At 36.6% G+C, this 19406-nt stretch carries 17 protein-coding genes; 5 read left to right on the forward strand and 12 right to left on the reverse strand.

Annotated features, from left to right (window positions below; all coding sequences use genetic code 11):
• Nucleotides 1-9 precede the first annotated feature (9 nt).
• Entirely contained in the window at nt 10-1179 is a 1170-nt protein-coding gene (locus AC2INI_RS13990; RefSeq protein WP_122032044.1) for a winged helix-turn-helix domain-containing protein, read from the forward strand.
• Between the two features lie 202 nt (nt 1180-1381).
• Here AC2INI_RS13990 and AC2INI_RS13995 read toward each other — a convergent pair whose 3' ends face one another.
• From AC2INI_RS13995 to AC2INI_RS14025, 7 genes are all read right to left on the reverse strand, one after another.
• A complete protein-coding gene (locus AC2INI_RS13995; RefSeq protein WP_122032045.1) occupies nt 1382-3364 on the reverse strand; it encodes a methyl-accepting chemotaxis protein in 1983 nt (660 codons plus the stop codon).
• Between the two features lie 226 nt (nt 3365-3590).
• Entirely contained in the window at nt 3591-5333 is a 1743-nt protein-coding gene (locus AC2INI_RS14000) for a glycoside hydrolase family 36 protein (RefSeq protein WP_486306135.1), read from the reverse strand.
• A 328-nt stretch (nt 5334-5661) separates the two neighbouring features.
• Entirely contained in the window at nt 5662-7647 is a 1986-nt protein-coding gene (locus AC2INI_RS14005) for a methyl-accepting chemotaxis protein (protein ID WP_486306136.1), read from the reverse strand.
• A gap of 238 nt (nt 7648-7885) precedes the next feature.
• Entirely contained in the window at nt 7886-10348 is a 2463-nt protein-coding gene (torA, locus tag AC2INI_RS14010) for a trimethylamine-N-oxide reductase TorA (protein ID WP_122032048.1), read from the reverse strand.
• Nucleotides 10349-10371: 23 nt separating this feature from the next.
• Nucleotides 10372-11550, reverse strand: coding sequence for a pentaheme c-type cytochrome TorC (gene torC, locus AC2INI_RS14015; protein ID WP_122032049.1), 1179 nt, complete (start codon nt 11548-11550; stop codon nt 10372-10374).
• 60 nt (nt 11551-11610) lie between these two features.
• Nucleotides 11611-11787, reverse strand: coding sequence for a trimethylamine N-oxide reductase system protein TorE (gene torE / locus AC2INI_RS14020; protein ID WP_060992256.1), 177 nt, complete (start codon nt 11785-11787; stop codon nt 11611-11613).
• 330 nt (nt 11788-12117) lie between these two features.
• Nucleotides 12118-12426 carry a DUF1289 domain-containing protein gene (locus tag AC2INI_RS14025; protein WP_122032050.1) on the reverse strand — a complete coding sequence of 103 codons (309 nt, stop codon included), beginning with the start codon at nt 12424-12426 and terminating at the stop codon, nt 12118-12120.
• Nucleotides 12427-12512: 86 nt separating this feature from the next.
• On the opposite strand from AC2INI_RS14025, the gene AC2INI_RS14030 reads away from it, so the two are divergent.
• The gene (locus AC2INI_RS14030; RefSeq protein WP_122032051.1) at nt 12513-13031 is read left to right on the forward strand and encodes a DUF2058 domain-containing protein; all 519 of its coding nucleotides are present in this window, start codon (nt 12513-12515) and stop codon (nt 13029-13031) included.
• 4 nt (nt 13032-13035) lie between these two features.
• Nucleotides 13036-13230, forward strand: a complete 195-nt coding sequence (locus tag AC2INI_RS14035) for a DUF2986 domain-containing protein (protein ID WP_486306137.1) — start codon at nt 13036-13038, stop codon at nt 13228-13230.
• 116 nt (nt 13231-13346) lie between these two features.
• On the opposite strand, the gene yjjG is transcribed toward AC2INI_RS14035, so the two are convergent.
• The 5 genes from yjjG to AC2INI_RS14060 are packed head-to-tail and all read right to left on the reverse strand — an operon-like array spanning nt 13347 to nt 18106.
• Entirely contained in the window at nt 13347-14027 is a 681-nt protein-coding gene (gene yjjG, locus AC2INI_RS14040) for a pyrimidine 5'-nucleotidase (RefSeq protein WP_486306138.1), read from the reverse strand.
• A 38-nt stretch (nt 14028-14065) separates the two neighbouring features.
• Entirely contained in the window at nt 14066-15160 is a 1095-nt protein-coding gene (gene modC / locus AC2INI_RS14045; RefSeq protein ID WP_486306139.1) for a molybdenum ABC transporter ATP-binding protein ModC, read from the reverse strand.
• A gap of 3 nt (nt 15161-15163) precedes the next feature.
• Complete coding sequence (gene modB, locus AC2INI_RS14050; protein ID WP_486306140.1) at nt 15164-15853, reverse strand: molybdate ABC transporter permease subunit; 690 nt, start codon at nt 15851-15853, stop codon at nt 15164-15166.
• A complete protein-coding gene (modA, locus tag AC2INI_RS14055) occupies nt 15853-16587 on the reverse strand; it encodes a molybdate ABC transporter substrate-binding protein (protein ID WP_122032056.1) in 735 nt (244 codons plus the stop codon). The genes modB and modA overlap by 1 nt, the downstream gene beginning before the upstream one ends.
• 13 nt (nt 16588-16600) lie before the next feature.
• Nucleotides 16601-18106, reverse strand: coding sequence for a cobyric acid synthase (locus AC2INI_RS14060; RefSeq protein WP_486306141.1), 1506 nt, complete (start codon nt 18104-18106; stop codon nt 16601-16603).
• 215 nt (nt 18107-18321) lie between these two features.
• Between AC2INI_RS14060 and AC2INI_RS14065 the strand changes: the two genes are divergently transcribed.
• Complete coding sequence (locus tag AC2INI_RS14065; RefSeq protein ID WP_122032058.1) at nt 18322-18702, forward strand: YgiW/YdeI family stress tolerance OB fold protein; 381 nt, start codon at nt 18322-18324, stop codon at nt 18700-18702.
• An 83-nt stretch (nt 18703-18785) separates the two neighbouring features.
• Complete coding sequence (locus tag AC2INI_RS14070; protein WP_122032059.1) at nt 18786-19325, forward strand: hypothetical protein; 540 nt, start codon at nt 18786-18788, stop codon at nt 19323-19325.
• Nucleotides 19326-19406: the final 81 nt, after the last annotated feature.

Consider the following 19406-nt stretch of genomic DNA (forward strand, 5'->3'; position numbering starts at 1 on the left):
GAGTTTTAAATGGAAAATAGAAAAAATTTAAAAACTTCTCTATTTACAATTAACTTTGAAAGCAATTTTATTGAGATAAATGATGGGGATAGAATTAAAATAACTCATATTGAAGCTAATGTGTTAAATCTCTTATTCACGAATCCAGACGTTGTTTATTCACGTGATGATATATTAAATCATGCTTGGCATGATAATAGTAACAACTATGATTCGGTTGTACCTCAAACAATCTCATTGTTACGTAAAAAATTACATAAATATAATATAGATGCAATAGAAACAGTAAAAGGTCAAGGCTATAAAGCAAATAATAATATTTTGAAAGATGGAAAATCGACTATAAAAATACCAAAAGTAAATCGCACCATTCTTTCTTTACTTGTATTGTCCTTACTTATTCTTACCATATTTCTTGCTTTTAAAGCATATAATAAAAACAAAATACCCCCGCCAATAAAACAAACATTAGAAGCTAGAAGTAAAAACCTAAATATATTGTCAACATCATTACCGATAGTAGTCGATCATAGCCTTTTAAAAAATGACATTAATTACTTTATAAACCGTTCAGAAAAAATAATAAGCTTATCAGCATGTAAAAAAGAAAGTAACACATGTAGTTCTATTTATAACGAACTCATATTTTATACAGACGAATTTGACATTAACAATAAAATTTCAAATATTATTTTTGAAGATGATATCCCTGACGTATTCCATAATAATGATGGTAAGTTTAGCGCTGTTAGTAAAATAAAACTATCATCTAGTGATAACTCTGATTACCATGGGCTTACTTATATTAATGTGGATGTTAAAACGAAGAACAAAGATTTTTTCATAACTGAATTTTCAAACTCTACCGCGGAGAGTGGTTATAGCGGGCATTATAATATTAATACTAGCTTAAATATGTCATTAGTATCAAAGATAAAAAACAACATTAAATATAAATATATTTACAAAACAAAATTAAAAGATGAATATGATTCTCTTGCAAAGTCCCGTTCCCATTTTGGTATGATCCAAGAGCAAAATAATACTTTACTATATAATTTTATTTTTGATAAAGGAAGGCAGTCTACATATAAGCATTATTATCCTATATTCGATAATATTGGTTATTTATATCAAGAGAACTATGATTCTGGAGTTTTAATCTTTACCTATGACTAAAAGGTCACAATAATTAAATTATGACCTTTTTAAATTTAGTTTATTCTAATTTCATTCCTTTTTTGCATACATATTAAAAACCTTAACGATGAACTCTATTTCCTCTTCACTCAACCCTTTATTATGAAAAGGTAAATGATCCGGCTGCTTACTCTCTGATTCATTAGTCATACAAATTAAAACTTATATATTAAACATATTGTTATAATTTAAAGAAAGCCAATTGTTCTTTTTGGTTTTCTGAAAGCTCTGATAAATGATTACTCGCTTGGCTAGATTCTCTTATCCCTTCAACGTTTTGATTAATACTTTCAGTTATCACGTTCACATTTTCGCTGATCGATGCTATGGCTCTATTCTGCTCATTGGCAGCAGCAGCCATTTCTGAGTTTGTGTGAGATATCAACTCAATCGAATCGGAAATACTTAGTAATTGTTCGTTTGTATCAACACTCATTTTTGTTGTTGAATGGATCATTTCTATCGACTGGTTAACAGAGTTAACTACATCTGATGATTTTTGCTGTAAGTTATTTATGATATCTTGAATATTTTGAGTAGATTGTTGTGTCTTAGCAGCTAAAACTCGGACTTCATCAGCTACGACTGCAAAACCTCTACCAGTTTCACCTGCCCTAGCAGCCTCAATAGCTGCATTAAGAGCTAATAAATTTGTTTGTTCAGATATAGAATCTATAACAGTAATTACTTCACTAATTCGGTTAGTTTGATCATTAAGTATCATAACTTCACCTGATGTTTCATCCATTTGAGTAGCAAGATCTTGACTTAATTTAGCACCATCTGAAGCTAACTTCGCACCATTACGACTCATATTTAATACATCTTTTGCTTTCACATCTGCTTGAGTTGCGGATGCATCCACTTGAGTAGCAGAAGCCGATAATTCAGTAATAGCAGCAGCGATTAAATCTACTTGGGATTTTTGCTCTGAAGCATTCGCTTCACTTTGTGTCATTACTGCTGCAAGTTCCGTTGATGCTGAAGAAACTTCGTCACCAACATTTCTTAAATTACTAATCATATCTTGTAAACGTAAGACTGTTGTATCTGTGTTTTGGCATAACTCGCCAATCTCATTACTACTTGCTATCTGGTTAATTGAATCAAGATTACCATTTGAAACATCAGACATTTGTTTCTGTAAAGTTAAAATTGGCTTTGTAATTATGTCAGCAATAATCCAACCAATCACAAACGTTATCGCTAGGACAATTAAGATTGACATGATTAATAGATTTTGACTTTCATCTATAAGGTCTATATTCAACGTTGACAAATTCTGATTAATTTCATCAATACGCTTTAATTGTTCTTTAATTCCATTATCTATGTCATAACCAAGAGATACTGCACTTTCAGTTTTATCATCCATCTCTCTTGCCGTATCCCAAAGGATATTAGCAACTCGTTGATGGTTATTTAACGATATTTCAAACGATGTTTTTGCAGTTTCATTAGGGATTAATTTAGCTAATTTAAATAATTCATCAAAATTAGATTTGATTAATTCATCTCGAGGGATTCCTTTTGAATTTAACACCTCACCGCCATAAATATAGCCGAGGCTACTTTCAAGACGAGCTGCAATAGAAAATAACTCTAAACGGATAGGTCGCCACTCATTCATTACTACACTATCATTCAAATTTGATATTGTGTCATTTGCACGAGAAATATAATCATTAAAATAATCAATTTCAGTCCATTCTTTTGTTCTTAATAGATGTAATTTATTAACATATTTGATTAAATCTTCTTGCTTCGGTATTAAAGAAAGTATTTCATTCAAATCTTTTTCTAAACTTCCCGATGGATTTCCTAATGCTATAATAAGCTCATGATGTTCTAATACCCTATCAAAATCATTCTTTATTTTTATATATGTTTCGTTAAATTCTTGTTCTGAATTTACTAATAGATCAGGAGTTCCTAGAGCTCGAGTCAATGATAATCTAAGTTGTAAAAAATTTGATTCTGCATCTGACAGGCTACTAGCCTGTAGTGCTCTAACATCTGATATCTTTGCATTCTCAACTGCTGAGCTAAGCTGTTTAGTAATAAAAAATGCCGCTATAAGTAACACAAATGCACTTATGATGACTGGCAACAAAACTTGGTATTTTGTTTTAATATTCGCTAATAATAAGCTGACTTTCGACATTACCTTTCCCTATTCAATATCTATTGATAGTAAATATAATTTTACTATCTACGTTAGTCCGTAATTGTATTTGAGAGATATTTTAAAAAAAAGTAACCGCATTAAGTAAAAAAATATAAAAGCTTAAATATCAATACCATAACTAATATATTTCAGTTTATATTATACTAAACTGAAATTTAGATATAAAAAAACCGAGCATAATGCTCGGTTGAAGAAAAATAATTTATGCCACTGTAACTAAAATTGCCCGGCTACTTAATCCATTCTCCAAAGTCAGCAATAACATTTGCGATGGCTCTTCATTTAATGCTTCTCCCGTCCAAAAGTCACGCCAAATTGAAGGCTGATCAGAAACCAATACGTGTTCTATTGGAGCATCTTCATAATTAAAGAGACAGTGAAGCTCATGTTGATGATTAAGGCTTAGTATACAGTGGCTATTTGATAACGATTTAAACTGAGCCGAATCTTGTGTTAAGCGATGACGTGAAAGTAAATTTTTCCATGTCTTTTTCGCAAAACTATTTAACTCAGGTAATGGATCACCAGATAGTGTCAATCCACCAGATGCAAGAATGACATTACGATGAAAATCATAATATTTTCGCTCGGTTCCTTGATTCGATAATGATGTCAAGGTTACGCAATCAGGATCTATTTGCCATAACTTACGATGTTGCCAACTACGGTAAAATGTCTCTTTTGCAATTTGTTCAAATCGCTCTGGATTTCGCTCTACATCATCCGATACTCGCATTGCATCAACTAACCCTAAAGAGGGCCACATTGGTGCATTACAACCTAGAATCAACGCCTCGCCTGCTCCATTGATAATTGCCTGCATACCTAAACGATACGCCTCTATGCCTGTGATACCAGATTGAACTCGGTGACCTTTTAAACAACCCCAGAAATTAGCATCCAGTTTAAAAAGCTCAACGCCCCATTCCTCTCTCATAGTACGGATAACTTCAGTAAGGTGTACCTGAACTTCTTGCTTAGAGGTATCAAGAATATACCAAGGAGTGCAACGCCAGCCTCCGTAAGTAATATCTTCCGCTTTGAGTAAGTCACCATTATGATGGCGCACAAACCAATCTGGATGATTCTTAAATATCGCTGATTCAGGTTGAGCAATAAACGGGGCAATCCAAATTGCCGGTTTCTTACCTTTTTCTTTAATAGCGTTAAGTAGACTTTCAATACCATTTGGGAATTTTTCTGATGCCGTTAACCAATCCCCCATAAAGGCTTGATAACCATCATCTAATAATACCCACTCAAGCGCTTGTTGTTCATCGCACATTACATCAACATTATCGAGTACATTTTGTTCTGTAACATCGGAATAATAAGCATACCAAGAACACCAACCCACTGGCGCATTCTGTTTTACACCAGCTCGAATAGGGTGTTGCTGCTGTACTTTAACAGCATAAAGTTCATAAAGCTCAGCCAATGAATCCGCTTTCACGACAGTCATAACTTCCATTTGGTTACTAGCCCAATCTTGTGGTTTGGTATCTTCACCATCTAGAAAAGCCATTACATTCATTACGCCTTGATATTGATGAATTTCAAAATATCCAGCAAAACGATAACATGATGTAAATCCAAATAGAGTGAAACCATCTGACTGCTCAACAACCAAATAATTATAAAAACGTTTTTTTGCTTTTTCTGAGTACAGACGATAACTGGTGCTATTATCAGGACAACGGCCGACATCTTGTGGCGAGTCAACTTGTCCTGCTGTTTGAGCAAGCATTTGAAAGCCATCGCCTAAAATTCTTGCATCATGCTCTAACTGAGTTGGTAATTGTAGAACTGGATAATGACTATCAATAGGGGAGTTATGAATACCAGCAAAACGCATAGTGATTTGATCATCTTGCATTTCATAAACTAAATCGGTTTGAACAGGAATTGTTTCTTGTCCGCATAAGAAAAATAATGGATTCATCATGAACTTCCTATCGCTGATTTCTGTACGAAATTAAACAGCTAACTATGTAATTTCCATAGAATACTACGATTAAGAATACAAGCAATAGCGACTAGTAAAGGACGGGAGGTCTGAAGGAATAAAAAAAAGCTTAGCAAAACTTAAATGTATAATAAATAAACTCAATCTCTTCATGTGTTAATCCTAAATTGAGCAACGAGTCTTTATTGATTCTGCTTACATCGTGTGCATTCTTATGATTCATATTTATTCTCGGTTCAAAATCGGCCATTGTAAAATACCAAGTCAGTTATCATTGATACTGACTTGGTACGCTTAATCACTCTGCTTATACTTTAAAAAACTGTAGTTGTTCTCTTTGATTTTCAGAAAGCTCAGACAGATGTTGACTGGCTTGAGTGGACTCTCTAATCCCTTCAACATTCTGATTAATACTCTCAGTAATTACATTTACATTTTCACTGATTGATTCAATCGCTCGACTTTGCTCGTTAGCAGCTGTTGCCATTTCAGCATTAGTTTGAGAAATAAGCTCTATTGAATCAGAAATACTTAGTAACTGATTATTCGTGTCCAGACTCATTTGAGCCGTTTTATGGATCATCTCGATAGACTGATTAACTGAATCAACCACGGTCAATGACTTCTGTTGTAAGTTATTAATAATATTTTGAATATTCTGCGTTGACTGCTGAGTCTTCGCTGCAAGTACACGTACCTCATCAGCAACTACCGCAAAACCTCGACCACTTTCACCAGCACGTGCAGCTTCAATTGCCGCGTTCAATGCTAATAAATTAGTTTGCTCAGAAATAGAATCGATAACCGTAATCACTTCACTAATGCGATCCGTTTGATCTTTCAGTATCATTACTTCAGTTGAGGTTTCATCCATCTGAATAGCAAGATCTTGACTTAGCTTAACCCCTTCAGCAGCTGATTGAGCCCCATCACGGCTAATACTGAGAACTTCTTTCGCTTTTATATCTGCCTGGTTTGCCGAAGCATCTACTTGATTTGCTGAAGCCGCTAATTCAGTAATTGCCGTTGCAATCAAATCAACTTGAGATTTTTGATCTGACGCATTTGCTTCACTTTGTACCATAATTGCTGCTAGTTCCGTTGACGATGAAGAAACTTCTTCACCAACATTACGTAAGCTACTAATCATATCTTGTAAGCGGACTACAGTGCTGTCTGTATTTTTACATAACTCACCAATTTCATTGTCACTTGATTGATGATTCAATGAATCTAGACGACCATTAGAAATATCAGACATTTGCTCTTGAAGTACTAAAATTGGTTTTGTTACGATCTGGGCGATAATAAAACCAATCAACAAAGAAATAATTACAGTAACCATTAAAGCAATTAACAATAAATTCTGGCTTTCAGAAATTAGTGACATATTTTTGTCTGAAATATCACTATTCATTGCTGTTAGTCGAACTCTCTCATCATTTAACTCTTTATATAGAGTCTCTCCAAGTTCAACTAATGCTTTCTTGTCTTTATTTATTTCATCAGTAGCATTCCACAATACAATATTAATTTCCGATTGAGCCTTAAATGCTGAGGCAAGAATATTTCTAGCTTCTTCATTTTCTAATGGTTCAATTAATTTAGATAAAGCTTCAAAATCTCGATTAACAATATCTATTCTTGGCGTTTTACTTACCGATGTATATAAGTCTTCATTGAACAAAGAAGTCATCTGAATTTCGATGTTGCCTGCTTTATTGTATACTTCAGGTAATATTTTCTCCCAATACAACTTGGATTCTTCATTTTCTGACGATGTAAATATCAACTCACTTGCCTGCTGAATAGGAGTAGTCAAATACAGAGAATTACCCCATTCTTTTATCTTTTCATCATTATGATTTACAATCTCATTTACATATTTTTTATAATCATTCAAATGAGAAATCAATACATTAAGTTCAGATTGAAGTTGCTCAGGAGATTTAACGGCTGCCCCCATTTTTTGCAATGTTCGTTGTTGGTTTACCATATTATTAAAATTAGAACTCAGCTCAGAACTAATACCATCAAAATCGATCAATTTTAACGATTCAATATTTGTAAAACCTGCTGATACACTCAACCTAAGAAATAATAAACGAGACTCAGAAATAGAGACATTACTCAATTGGTAACTTCTATGGTCTGATATTTGAACATTACGATTTGTAGATTCTAATTTTGAGTTCACTAAATAGATAGCTAACATCATTACTATAATAGTAGCTAGAACTGGAACTAATATCTGATATTTTGTTTTTAAATTTGAAAGTAACTTTTGCAGCATTCTTGCATTATCCTAATGGTTTCACTTATGTGAAATTTTCGGCGAAAGAATAATACATATTTTGCTTTTCTCATAGAAAAATAATGTTCATTTCTAATTAATTTTAAAACAATAAAAAATATATTCGATAAGTTATAAAAAAAGCTTTTGTTATTATACTCCCCCTTAAAATATTAATGATATATATAAAAAAAGCACCTATATTTAGGTGCTTTTTCATTAATTAACTTTTATTGTCTTATTCAACAATAATCGGACCACCGAATGATGTTACTGGTGGAACCTTACCTTTAAACTTCTCAAAATTTACTAAACATGTATTCGCAGAAGTCGCCTGAGCAAGCTCAGATGATGGAATATCTTGTGTTAGTGTATTTGGATCGCCATAAGTACAGATTGCCCCCACTTTTTCGTTCAATGGACCGTACCATGCACCTTCTTCGATACGGATAACACCACTTGGGTAACTATCAGTAAGAACTGCACCAGCAAGAAGCTGACCACGGTCATTAAATACGCGAACTAAATCGCCATCTTTAATGCCCTTCTCTTTTGCATCTAGAGGGTTAATGTATACAGGTTCACGGCCTTGAACAGCATAAGTAGCACGGAATGCTTCAGATTCACACATTTGTGAATGCAGACGCTTGTCAGGGTGACAAGATTGCATCCAGAATGGGTGTTTCTTAGAGCCAGGGCCACCGTGTGAACGTTCTGATTTCTCGAACCACATTGGGTGACCTTGACATTCTTCGTAGCCAAAGCGCGCAATCTTACGGCTTGTAATTTCAATGAAACCAGAAGGCGTACCTAGAGCATTAACTTCAGGGTCTTTACGGAAATCGGCGTGACGAACCCATGGTTTACCTTCACCAAAGTCTAGAACACCTTTTTCCCAGAACTCATCAAATTCAGGCATATCAAATTTGCCTTCGTTTGCTGTACGACAATCAGCATAAAGTGAACGAACCCACTCCATCTCATCCATGCCACGGGTATATTCTTTATGACGGCCAAAACGACGAGTCAGTTCAGTCATGATCTCAAAATCAGATCTTGATTGGTATAAAGGATCAACCAGTTTGTGCATTGCTACTAGGCCACGCGCAGAGTATGAACCGTATTGGTCAATATCGTTACGTTCCCATTGCGTACATGCTGGAAGTACGATGTCAGAGAAACGACACGTTGCAGTCCAAGCAAAATCAATCGTTACAACCGTTTGAAGTTTTTGGAACGCTTTCTTCATACGGTTACGATCTTGGTGGTGATGCCAAGGGTTATTACCCGAAATAACCATCATTTTGAAATCAGGCAGTACAACTTTAGAGCCGTTGTAACGGATCTCTTTACCTGGTTCTAATAGACAGTCGATCCAACGTGCTACAGGGATAGTACTGCTGTAACCGTTAAAATCGTTGTTATTCCATTTAGGTTCGTTACCTTGATCCACGTTACGTGGGAAACCACCAGGACCTGCAAAACCAGTAGAAGGAACACCAACACTTGAATAGTGGTGACTGTAAGATACACCACCACCAGCAAGACCGATTTGACCAGTCATTGCAGATAGAACCGTACCCATCCAGTATGGTTGCTCACCGTGCTGCTGACGCTGAATACACCATCCAAATAGGATTTGTGTACGGCCAGTAGACATCATTTTCGCAAAATCACGAATTTGTTCAGGTGATACGCCACAGATCTCAGCAGCCCACTCAGGAGTTTTAACTACTTTATCTTTAGTTTCACCAAGTACGTATTGCATAAACTCGTCAAAGCCTAGGCAGTAAGTATCGATGAATGCTTTGTCGTACAAGTTCTCAGTGTATAACGTGTAAGCAACAGCCAACATGAACGCCACATCAGTTTGTGGATTCAAGTACATGTGGTCATTTTGTAAGAAACGTTGCGTTTTGTTTTTAACTGGGTCAACAGAAAGCACATTTACTTTACCAGCAGCCACTTTTTCTTTTAGTTGCTCAAGGTATGCGTAAGATTCATGAGTTTCACAGTTCCAACCTACTTGTAGGTTTTTAACTGGATCCGTTGCCCATAAAATAATGTTATCTGAATGCTCGATGATCTCAGACCAAGAAGTACCTTGTGCGTATACCTCTGTAGAACCAAGTACGTAAGGCATGATCGTTTGACCAGCACCCGTCGAGTAGTCACCTACTTTCTTGATGAAGTTACCATGCATACCAACAGCACGTTGCATTTGAGCAGTACAGTTATGGAAAGAACCCGTTTGGTTCCAACCAGTTTGTCCTGCGTGTAGAGCCCATGGACCGTAGTCTTTTTGAACACGCTCAAGCTCACGGTAGAATAAATCTAACGCTTCATCCCAAGTTACACGTACAAAACGGTTATTACCACGAGTCTCAGCTGAGTACTTATGCTTTTTCAGCCAATCTAGACGCACCATTGGGTAACGTACACGGCTTGGACTGTAAATAATACCTTTGATACCATCCAACATATCTGTTGGATGTTTATCCAGATCTAGCGCTTTAATTTCTTGAACTTTGCCCGCATAGATATGTGCACGGAATGCACCCCAATGTGAGCCAGATGTACGCCATGTGCCAGTTGTTTCTGCAGCATTGGCTTTTGAAGACATTAGTAGGCTTGGACCAACTAGAGATACTGCACTTGTTGTTGCAACACCTTTTAGAAAACTTCTTCTGCTAATAGACATAATTCTATCTACTCCATTAATTCTTAGTGTTTTTCGTCAGAAAAATCTGAAGAGTGTTTTTGTAGGTATTTCAATACAAGTGATTTGCTGTCTGTATCGAAGTTAACGAACGCCATCATACCGTCAAACATACCAGGCCATGTGTTTGAATCAAAATGCGCTTCTGCTGGTTGAGTGTGACATACAGAACAGTTAGTTTTGTATGACTCTTCAGCTTTCTGCCAAACAGTAGTGTAGTCAGGTAAGAAATCTTCTTTCTTCATCCATAGACTTACTGTTACACGCTGCCAAGGTAGACCGGTTAGATCATCTTCTTTTGTTTCGAATTTCTGAACAAACTTGTCGTTCTGAGCTGCATCTTTAAGCAAAGCACCTACCGCAATGTTCATACCAAAATCTTCTTGGATAACACGACCGAAGCCTTTAACTTTACGCCAGCCTTCAATGGCAACTTTCATTGCATCGCCTTTCTCTTCAAGTACAGTCACTTGAGAGGCAGGGTTTAATAGACCCGCTTCAACAGTCAGTTTCGCATCTTCATACATTGGAAGGTGACGAACAGAAACGTACGTTTGACCATCTTCATATTTAGTGTTGCTTGCTAGTTGAGTTAACTCACTAACCATACCACCAGAACTGTCCATATTTGCAGGAAGGCTGTGTGCGATACCTTTATGACAATCTACACAACTTTGATCACGCTCTTTCGCGCCTTGCATTTGAATACGAGCCGTTGGTTGCATTTTAGAGAAATCCATACCGTCATAATCATGACAGTTACGACACTCAAGAGATTTGTTAGCGCTAAAACGATCCCATTCATGCTGGGCTAAAACGATACGACGCTCTTCAAATTTCTCAGGCGTATCGATGAAACCGAATACATGAGCAAATACTTCTTTACTTGCTTGCATCTTACGAGCAATTTTAGAAGTCCATTCGTGTGGAACATGACAATCAGGACAAGTAGCACGAACACCTGAACGGTTTTTATCGTGAATAGTGCCTGCGTATTCAGGTTGAATGTTATCCGCGTGACAGCTAACACAGAACTCTTCTGTATTTGTTGCTTCTAACGCAACGTTAAAGCCACCCCAGAAAATAACACCTGCAATGAAACCACCAAGGGTTAAAACACCCAAGCTGATATGTACACTCGGACGAGCAAAAACCGCCCAAGCTCTTTTAAGTAATGACATCATAATTGCTTCTCTTTTTATCTAATTCTAATTGTTGTTTCGATTCTGTCTAAAAAGAGAGAATCAACCACCGTGACCTGGCATACCAAAAAACAGTGCCTGCATTAACCATACAGAGAAACCATACGCACCAACCACACCCACACTTAGAATTGGGAAAAGAACAACTGTGATGAAGAAAAAGGCTTTCCATTCAGATGAACGCTCTGCTCCATCGTTTTGCTTTATTGCATTGCTCATAATTTTATTCCTAGTTATCTTTCTACTTTATAAATATAGAAAATGTTAACAAGTTGTCGAACCTATCTGACATAGATTTTAATCCCTCACAAATAGTGCTTCAATTAAATTTTCAAGATAAACCCTTTTATCTACTAGTTTTTTGCGTTCATCCAGAGATGTATTTAATTGAAATATAATATGTAAAAATATTAATACTTGTGACAATTTAATTTTATGTGATAAATGTTAATAATGTTAATTACCTCTAAAGGATAGGTTATTTTAGCAACTTTACTAATTGATCTACATCAATTTAATCAATCTATTTTATAGAGTAGCACGTAAATATTACGCTATAGGTTTCTTTGATAAGCAATGTTGACATAAACACTCTGAGTTCTCAGAAACAATACCAACATCCCGAGTTTCAACACCAAAACACCAGCAAGTTTCCTTTCCCATTTTAATGTCACACTGAGCAGGCTTACTGCATTCTGGGCAACGATGTGTGGAGGCTTTTCCTGATAACCTATCCATCACCATCTCTCTCTCGTCATCTGTCATTGATTTCCACTCTATAATCTCAGTGATGGTTCGTTTGCAACCAATACAGATACCATCTTCATTTTTACAAGCTGCAATACAAGGTGTTTTCATCTTTACTTCTCTCTATGTCCTTTAAATCCCATACAAGTCATGGGATAATCGTCGGAATTCGACATCGTTATTATTAGGAATTATTTATGGCACTAAGCTTACAAGAGCAAATGCTAAAAGCTGGGTTAGTGAACCAAAAGAAAGTAGCAAAAGCAAAGAAAGCTTCAAAAAAATCACGAGTTCAAAATCGTGAAGCAAAAGCAGCGGTTGAACTAAACAAAGCCGCACAAGTAGAAAAAGACAAAGAACTAAGCTTAAAACACAAAGCTGAAAAAGAACAAAAAGAGTTAGCTGCACAAATCAAACAATTGATTACTGCAAATAAGCTAGATCGCACTCATGGCGATATCGGCTATAACTTTACTGATGGTACGTTAGTTAAAAAGATGTACGTAGACAAAACAATGCAAACACAATTGATTGCTGGCCGTCTTGCTATTGTTCACTTTAATGAAGATTACGAAATTGTTCCTGCTGGTGTTGCTGATAAAATTACACTACGTGATGAATCAGTTGTTGTACTTAACAACGTTATCGCGGAAGATGCACAGGATGAAGACGACCCGTATGCGGAATTCGTTATTCCTGATGATTTGATGTGGTAATAAGATGAGCCGTAAAAATAAAGTCAAAGAGACTCTTTTAAAAAAGCACCGTAGAACTCAAACGAAAAATAGCCGTTCGCATAATAAGCCGAAGTACATTTGTAAAGCTGATCGCGAAAAGATGGAGCTTGAAGCTGAACAAGCTGCCGCAGAATCGAAGAACACAGAAGTAGAACAAGTAACGCCATCAGAAGAGTAATATTTTCTGAGAGTAAGGAATAAAAAACCTCATTGTAATAATTAACAATGAGGTTTTTTTACGACTATACTAAGAGTGTTAATTAAATAATCTATTGATTAATATTAAAAATAACTCTATATATATGCTAATACTGCTTGTAAAGCATAAAGAGACCCAACCGTATATGTTGGCTCGACACCTTCAGGGCACGCTTGTTCTTTCTCATTTAACCAACAGGTATCAACGCCTGCATTCATTCCACCCAATACGTCAGAATCAGGGTTATCACCTACCATTAATACTTTAGATAAATCTACAGAGCCCATCTGAGAAAAAGTATGTTCAAAGATACGTTTATCTGGTTTTGCTACACCCACTTGTTCTGAAATCGTAATTAATTCAAAGTAATGGCTGAATTCGGTTTTTTCTAAACGGATTTTTTGTAGTTCAGTGAATCCATTGGTTATGATCCCCATCTTTACACCATTAGCTAACAATGAATCAAGTAATTCTTTTGCGCCATCTAGTGGGGTACAAATCTCTGCCATTGCCATCATAAAAGCACTATTCATTGCTTTTGGCGTAACTCCAACTTTCTTTGCCCACTCTTCAAAGCGTGTTTCTTGTAGCTGCTGAGCTGTAATTTCATTGTCTTGGTATTGCACCCACAATGGTTTGTTCACCAATTGATATTCAATGAATTGTTCTTTACTAAAATCAATGCCATAGCCTTCAAACATACGCTGTAAACCGGCAAATGCATCAAAATGAAAAAGTGTTTCATCGGCATCAAATAATATCCATTGGTACTTCATATTTACTTCCTTTATGAGGGCTTAAATTTTTAATATCATTATTTTGAGCATAAGTCTGATTGAGTCACACTTACACCTTTAATTTGTGCAAACCACTGTTGATCGGGCTCTAACCCTAAATCTTCTTTTGCCCAACGCGTAATATTAGCCCACAGTACATGGCCAGATAAATTCAATTTAACTGCCACCACATCGTTTTCTTTATCTTCTATTAGGCTTTCAATGATCACAGGTAAGATATTACGGATCGAACTTTGATCAGGTTGTTGCTTAATCAAAGAGACATCATTCGCTCTAATACGTAAACGAATGTTCTGCCCTTCTTCTGTACAATCACAAGGCGATTTTACCCAAATACCTTGCTGGCTATTATTTAATGTTACCAGTGTCATTGGATGCTCTGGATGCAGCTCTGTTATCGTTCCTTCCAATAACACCGAATGCTCTGATGCACTTAACCAAGGTCGCATTAATGGAGAACTCCAGACCTGTGTAATATCACCCGCTAGACTGACTTTACCTTGGTTAAGTAAAACCATATGATCTGCTAAACGTAATATTTCATCTAAACTGTGTGATACATAAATAATCGGCGTTTGGATCTCTTTTGCTAATCTCTCTAGATACGGCATAACTTCATGCTTTCTTGGTAAATCCAAAGAAGCCAGTGGCTCATCCATTATAAGTAATGCCGGTTCAGATAAAATAGCTCGACCAATTGCCACTCGCTGCTTCTCACCACCAGATAAAGAGTGAGGATAGCGCTGCAGTAAAGATTCAATGTCTAATAGCTTTACTACATCATTGAATAAATTAGTTCTTTTACCATTGCAGCCATAAAGTAAATTTCCCTCTACTTTATAATGAGGAAATAGACGGGCATCTTGAAATACATAGCCAATATGACGCTGTTCTGGTGGCACTGATACTCTTGTATCCGAATCAAATAACACCGAATTATTAAGGCTAATTCGTCCTGAATCTGGTGAGCTAAGACCACTAATAATATTTGCGAGTGAAGACTTACCTGCCCCTGAGCGACCAAACACTGCGCTGATACCAGAAGATGGTAACGATAATTGAACATCGAGGTTCAAATCACCTAATTGTTTTTTTATATCAATGACTAGCATAAATTAACCCATTAACCTTTTTTTACTGGCACGCGCTAACCATTCTGAAAGTAATAAAGATATTAAAGCGACAATAATTGAAATAACACACAAACGTGCAGCTTCCATTTCAGCACCTGGGATCTCAATATAACTAAACATAGCAAGAGGAAGCGTTCGAGTCTCACCCTCTATATTTGAAACGAAACTGATCGTTGCACCAAACTCACCTAAGCTACGTGCAAAAGCCAGTACCGCCCCCGTCAAAATACCAGGTAACATCAATGGTAGGGTGATCGTGCTAAAGACTTTGGTGCGAGATGCTCCCAGTGTTCGAGCCGCTTGTTCTAATTTTTGATCGACTGATTCTAGAGCCAAACGAATTGCACGAACCATCAAGGGTAATGCAACAATAGCTGAAGCGAGTGCAGCCCCTTTCCAATTAAAACTGAATGTTAGGCCAAATAGCTCATACAACCATTTACCAATAGCGCCTTGTCGTCCCATTGAAATAAGCAGTAAATAACCAATCACGACTGGTGGCAGCACTAAGGGTAAATGAATTAAACCATCAAGTATGGCTTTTCCTTTAAACTCACAACGAGCCAATATCCAAGCCAAAAGGATACCAATAGGTAAAGAAAAGCCAACAGCTATGCCTGCAATTTTTAAGCTCAGTAGTAATGCTTCTACTTCATAATCCGTCAATATCATTAAATTGTTGTAAATCCATAAGAGGTGAATATATTTTTGGCTTTTTCAGATAATAAATATTGGTAAAAATGAGTGACTTTATTTGAGTTTTTATTTTTTATTATTGCCATTGGATACACAATAGGATCATGAGAATCAGCAGGGAACTCCTCCACAATTGCGACTTCTTTTGACAATAATGCATCTGTTTTATACACAATACCCAGTGGCGCTTCATCACGTTCAACAAACAATAAAGCAGAACGAACATTGTTGCCTGACGCAATATGATCTTTCACTTCAGGCCAGCGAAACTGTTTTTCTAAACTTTGTTTTCCATAGATCCCCGCAGGTACATGCCTAGGATCTGCCATTGCAATTCGGAAGCCTTTTTGCCCAATAAACCACTGCCATGTATTTTTTTTGGGCGTGCTTTTCGAGGCAATTAACACCAAGCTATTTCGTAATAAATCCACTTTGCTTTCTGTGTCTATTTGATCTTGTTCAACCAAATAGTCCATCCATTTACTATTTGCTGAAAGGTAAATATCCGCCGGTGCGCCATTAGCAATTTGTCGAGCCAATGAAGATGACCCAGCAAAGCTGACTCGTACTTTTTCACCCGTTTCATTTTGGTATTCATCAACAATATCATTCATCACATTGGTTAATGACGATGCAGCATAAACCGTTACATTTGCTGATACTGATAAAGAGCTAAACAAGAGTGCTAAAAATAATGTCAATCGGGACATACTTATACTTTCCTTAATATGCTGCTTTCTTTTCAAATAAATTTGGCCAGATCTGTGACAGATCTAAACTCTCTTCAATAGACTCAGCAATACGCTCAATTGCTTCTTCTTGAATTTCGCTCATATCTACCGCTTTAGCCTTTTGTAGACCCGCCCAAGATAAAATGGCTTCAAATGCGGCGGGCTCATCGAAAATACCATGCAAATAAGTGCCAAAAATGGTGTCTTCATCATTAAGTGTACCATCATGCCTTACGGTACTTTCATTTGTAATTGAGATTGGGTAATTATTATCTATAGCCTTAGTGCCTTCTTTTATACGAGTACTTACTCCGGCATGAATTTCATAACCTTTAATACTTGCTAAAGCTTGTTCAGGAAGGTTCAACGTCCCCTCAACCAACGTTAATTGTTTTTGTTTTTTTAACTCAGTGACGATCGGTAAATAACCTAAACCAGAAATCGAGGAGGCTTTTCCCTCCAAGCCAAGTGGGTCAGAAAGATTCTCACCTAACATTTGATACCCTCCACAAATACCCATGACTTTACCGCCATAGCGTAAATGCCTCTCAATGTCTTTATCCCAACCTTGTGATTTAAGATAAGTTAAGTCGGCTTGGACTGATTTACTGCCCGGTAAGATAATAAAATCGGCACCTGACAAAGAATGTCCTTTTCCTACAAATTGAAGATCTATTTCAGGATGTAAGCGTAATGGATCAAAATCGGTATGATTACTTATGCGTGTAACGACAGGCACTTTAACAACAAACTTCCCTTTCTCTTGCTGTTCACTCTTAATCGCATCTTCCGCTTCTAAATTTAACCCATGTAAATACGGAATAACACCCAATACTGGTTTACCCGTTTTATCTTCTAACCACTCAAGTCCAGGAACCAATAATGAAATATCACCTCGAAAACGGTTAATCACAAAGCCTTTTACTCGTGCTTGTTCTGATTCAGACAATAATGCCAGCGTGCCATAGAGATGAGCAAACACCCCACCGCGGTCAATATCAGCAACAATAATAACAGGAACATCAGCCGCTTCTGCAAAGCCCATATTAGCGATGTCATTTTCACGTAAGTTAATCTCAGCAGGACTTCCCGCTCCTTCAACGACAACGCACTGATAGTGATCAGTTAGATAAGAAAAAGATTCTAAAACATAAGGCATGGCTAATTTTTTGTAATCTTGAAAGCCCCAAGCATCCATAGTTTCAATCGCTTTACCCTGAACAATAACTTGAGCACCAATATCAGTATTTGGCTTTAATAAAATAGGATTCATATGAACATGAGGTTTTACTCTTGCCGCATCAGCTTGAAGTGCTTGAGCCCGACCAATCTCCCCCCCTTCTTCTGTCACCGCGCTATTAAGTGCCATGTTCTGTGGCTTAAAAGGGGCAACTTGGATCCCTTTATTGGCAAGAACTCGGCATAAGCCTGCCACAAGTACGGTTTTTCCTGCATCAGAGGTAGTACCTTGAACCATTAACGGAGTAAAGTTGTTCATAATTCCATCTATTTTACGTTAGAAATTCAGTCGATAATATTAACATTATTCTCAGTTGAGAGGCGAGGTTCTGTTTGTCTTCTTATGTTCTTAATTCAAGATGAATCGAATATGAATAATTTACTCACGATAGATTCAACCTTGTTTTGTTTTAATAGCTCTATCGAAGCGATACCGCTTAAATTAACTCTCTATGCATCACTTAAGGATCTATTATGAAAAAGACAATTATTGCTATTACTGCAGCCCTAATCTTATCTCCTACTATTGCTCTTGCTGGAAATGGTGACCACGACAATCATAAACAAGCACAATTTAATTACACTGGTCCTGTCAGCACAATTACCGTTGCTGAATTACTGAAAGATACAAGTATGTTCACTGAGCAAAATGCCATTGTAGATGGCCAAATCATTCGCCATGTACGTAAAGATAAATACCTATTCTCTGATGGCACGACAGAGATTCAAATTGAACTAGATGATGATATCTCATTACCAACAGCAATTAATGAAACCACGAAAGTTCGTTTATTTGGTGAATATGAAGGCGGAAGCACACCAGAAATTGAAGTTGATAGAGTTCAAATCCTGTAAAATCACCTAAAATACTTATAACTTGGCCTGCATTTTGCAGGCTTTTTCATAGATAAAATTCATGAATGTTAGGTTAATAAGTTATGGAATCAACTAAGTACATCAAAAAGGCTCTCATATTGGCAACCATGCTATCTTCGTCAACAGCAATGGCCAATAACTTCCCTTACAGTTTTTTTGAAGCCCGAGTAGGTACGAGCCCTGGTACATTTGGTGCTCAAATTAACCAACAATTTACTGAAAATTCTCACCTCGTAGGGCAAATTGAAAGTAAATTTGAAGGTGACTGGGATATCAATGGTGGTATTGGTTTTAATGGACCTATTAATGAATTTGCTGATATTTATGGTCAACTATTGCTTCATAACGTAAAAGACAAATCAAGTGACAAATTTGGTGATGAAATGCTCACTGAAGTAAATATTGGTCTTCGAGTTTGGTTAATGCAACAAATTGAAGTTGGCGCTAAATATGGACAGCTATTTAATAGTGACGTAAGTAAAGATATCGGTAGCGTGCATTTTCGTTTTCATTCAACGGAGCAGTTATCTGTTGGTGCTGAGGCTAAATTTAGCGGTGTTTATGGTGGTCAAATGATGATGACTGCCAGATTTACATTCTAACTACATTATTACACAACTTAGATCACATTATTAGCTATTGATAGAACTAGTTATAACAGTATATCAATAGATACGTGTTAT

The organism is Aliivibrio friggae (assembly GCF_057368515.1).

Excerpts from the sequence above, each read along its gene's own strand:
- AC2INI_RS13990 (WP_122032044.1), top strand. The coding sequence starts at position 10 with ATGGAAAATAGAAAAAATTTAAAAACTTCTCTATTTACAATTAACTTT.
- AC2INI_RS13995 (WP_122032045.1), bottom strand. The coding sequence starts at position 3,364 with ATGTCGAAAGTCAGCTTATTATTAGCGAATATTAAAACAAAATACCAA.
- AC2INI_RS14000 (WP_486306135.1), bottom strand. The coding sequence starts at position 5,333 with ATGATGAATCCATTATTTTTCTTATGCGGACAAGAAACAATTCCTGTT.
- AC2INI_RS14005 (WP_486306136.1), bottom strand. The coding sequence starts at position 7,647 with ATGCTGCAAAAGTTACTTTCAAATTTAAAAACAAAATATCAGATATTA.
- torA (WP_122032048.1), bottom strand. The coding sequence starts at position 10,348 with ATGTCTATTAGCAGAAGAAGTTTTCTAAAAGGTGTTGCAACAACAAGT.
- torC (WP_122032049.1), bottom strand. The coding sequence starts at position 11,550 with ATGATGTCATTACTTAAAAGAGCTTGGGCGGTTTTTGCTCGTCCGAGT.
- torE (WP_060992256.1), bottom strand. The coding sequence starts at position 11,787 with ATGAGCAATGCAATAAAGCAAAACGATGGAGCAGAGCGTTCATCTGAA.
- AC2INI_RS14025 (WP_122032050.1), bottom strand. The coding sequence starts at position 12,426 with ATGAAAACACCTTGTATTGCAGCTTGTAAAAATGAAGATGGTATCTGT.
- AC2INI_RS14030 (WP_122032051.1), top strand. The coding sequence starts at position 12,513 with ATGGCACTAAGCTTACAAGAGCAAATGCTAAAAGCTGGGTTAGTGAAC.
- AC2INI_RS14035 (WP_486306137.1), top strand. The coding sequence starts at position 13,036 with ATGAGCCGTAAAAATAAAGTCAAAGAGACTCTTTTAAAAAAGCACCGT.
- yjjG (WP_486306138.1), bottom strand. The coding sequence starts at position 14,027 with ATGAAGTACCAATGGATATTATTTGATGCCGATGAAACACTTTTTCAT.
- modC (WP_486306139.1), bottom strand. The coding sequence starts at position 15,160 with ATGCTAGTCATTGATATAAAAAAACAATTAGGTGATTTGAACCTCGAT.
- modB (WP_486306140.1), bottom strand. The coding sequence starts at position 15,853 with ATGATATTGACGGATTATGAAGTAGAAGCATTACTACTGAGCTTAAAA.
- modA (WP_122032056.1), bottom strand. The coding sequence starts at position 16,587 with ATGTCCCGATTGACATTATTTTTAGCACTCTTGTTTAGCTCTTTATCA.
- AC2INI_RS14060 (WP_486306141.1), bottom strand. The coding sequence starts at position 18,106 with ATGAACAACTTTACTCCGTTAATGGTTCAAGGTACTACCTCTGATGCA.
- AC2INI_RS14065 (WP_122032058.1), top strand. The coding sequence starts at position 18,322 with ATGAAAAAGACAATTATTGCTATTACTGCAGCCCTAATCTTATCTCCT.
- AC2INI_RS14070 (WP_122032059.1), top strand. The coding sequence starts at position 18,786 with ATGGAATCAACTAAGTACATCAAAAAGGCTCTCATATTGGCAACCATG.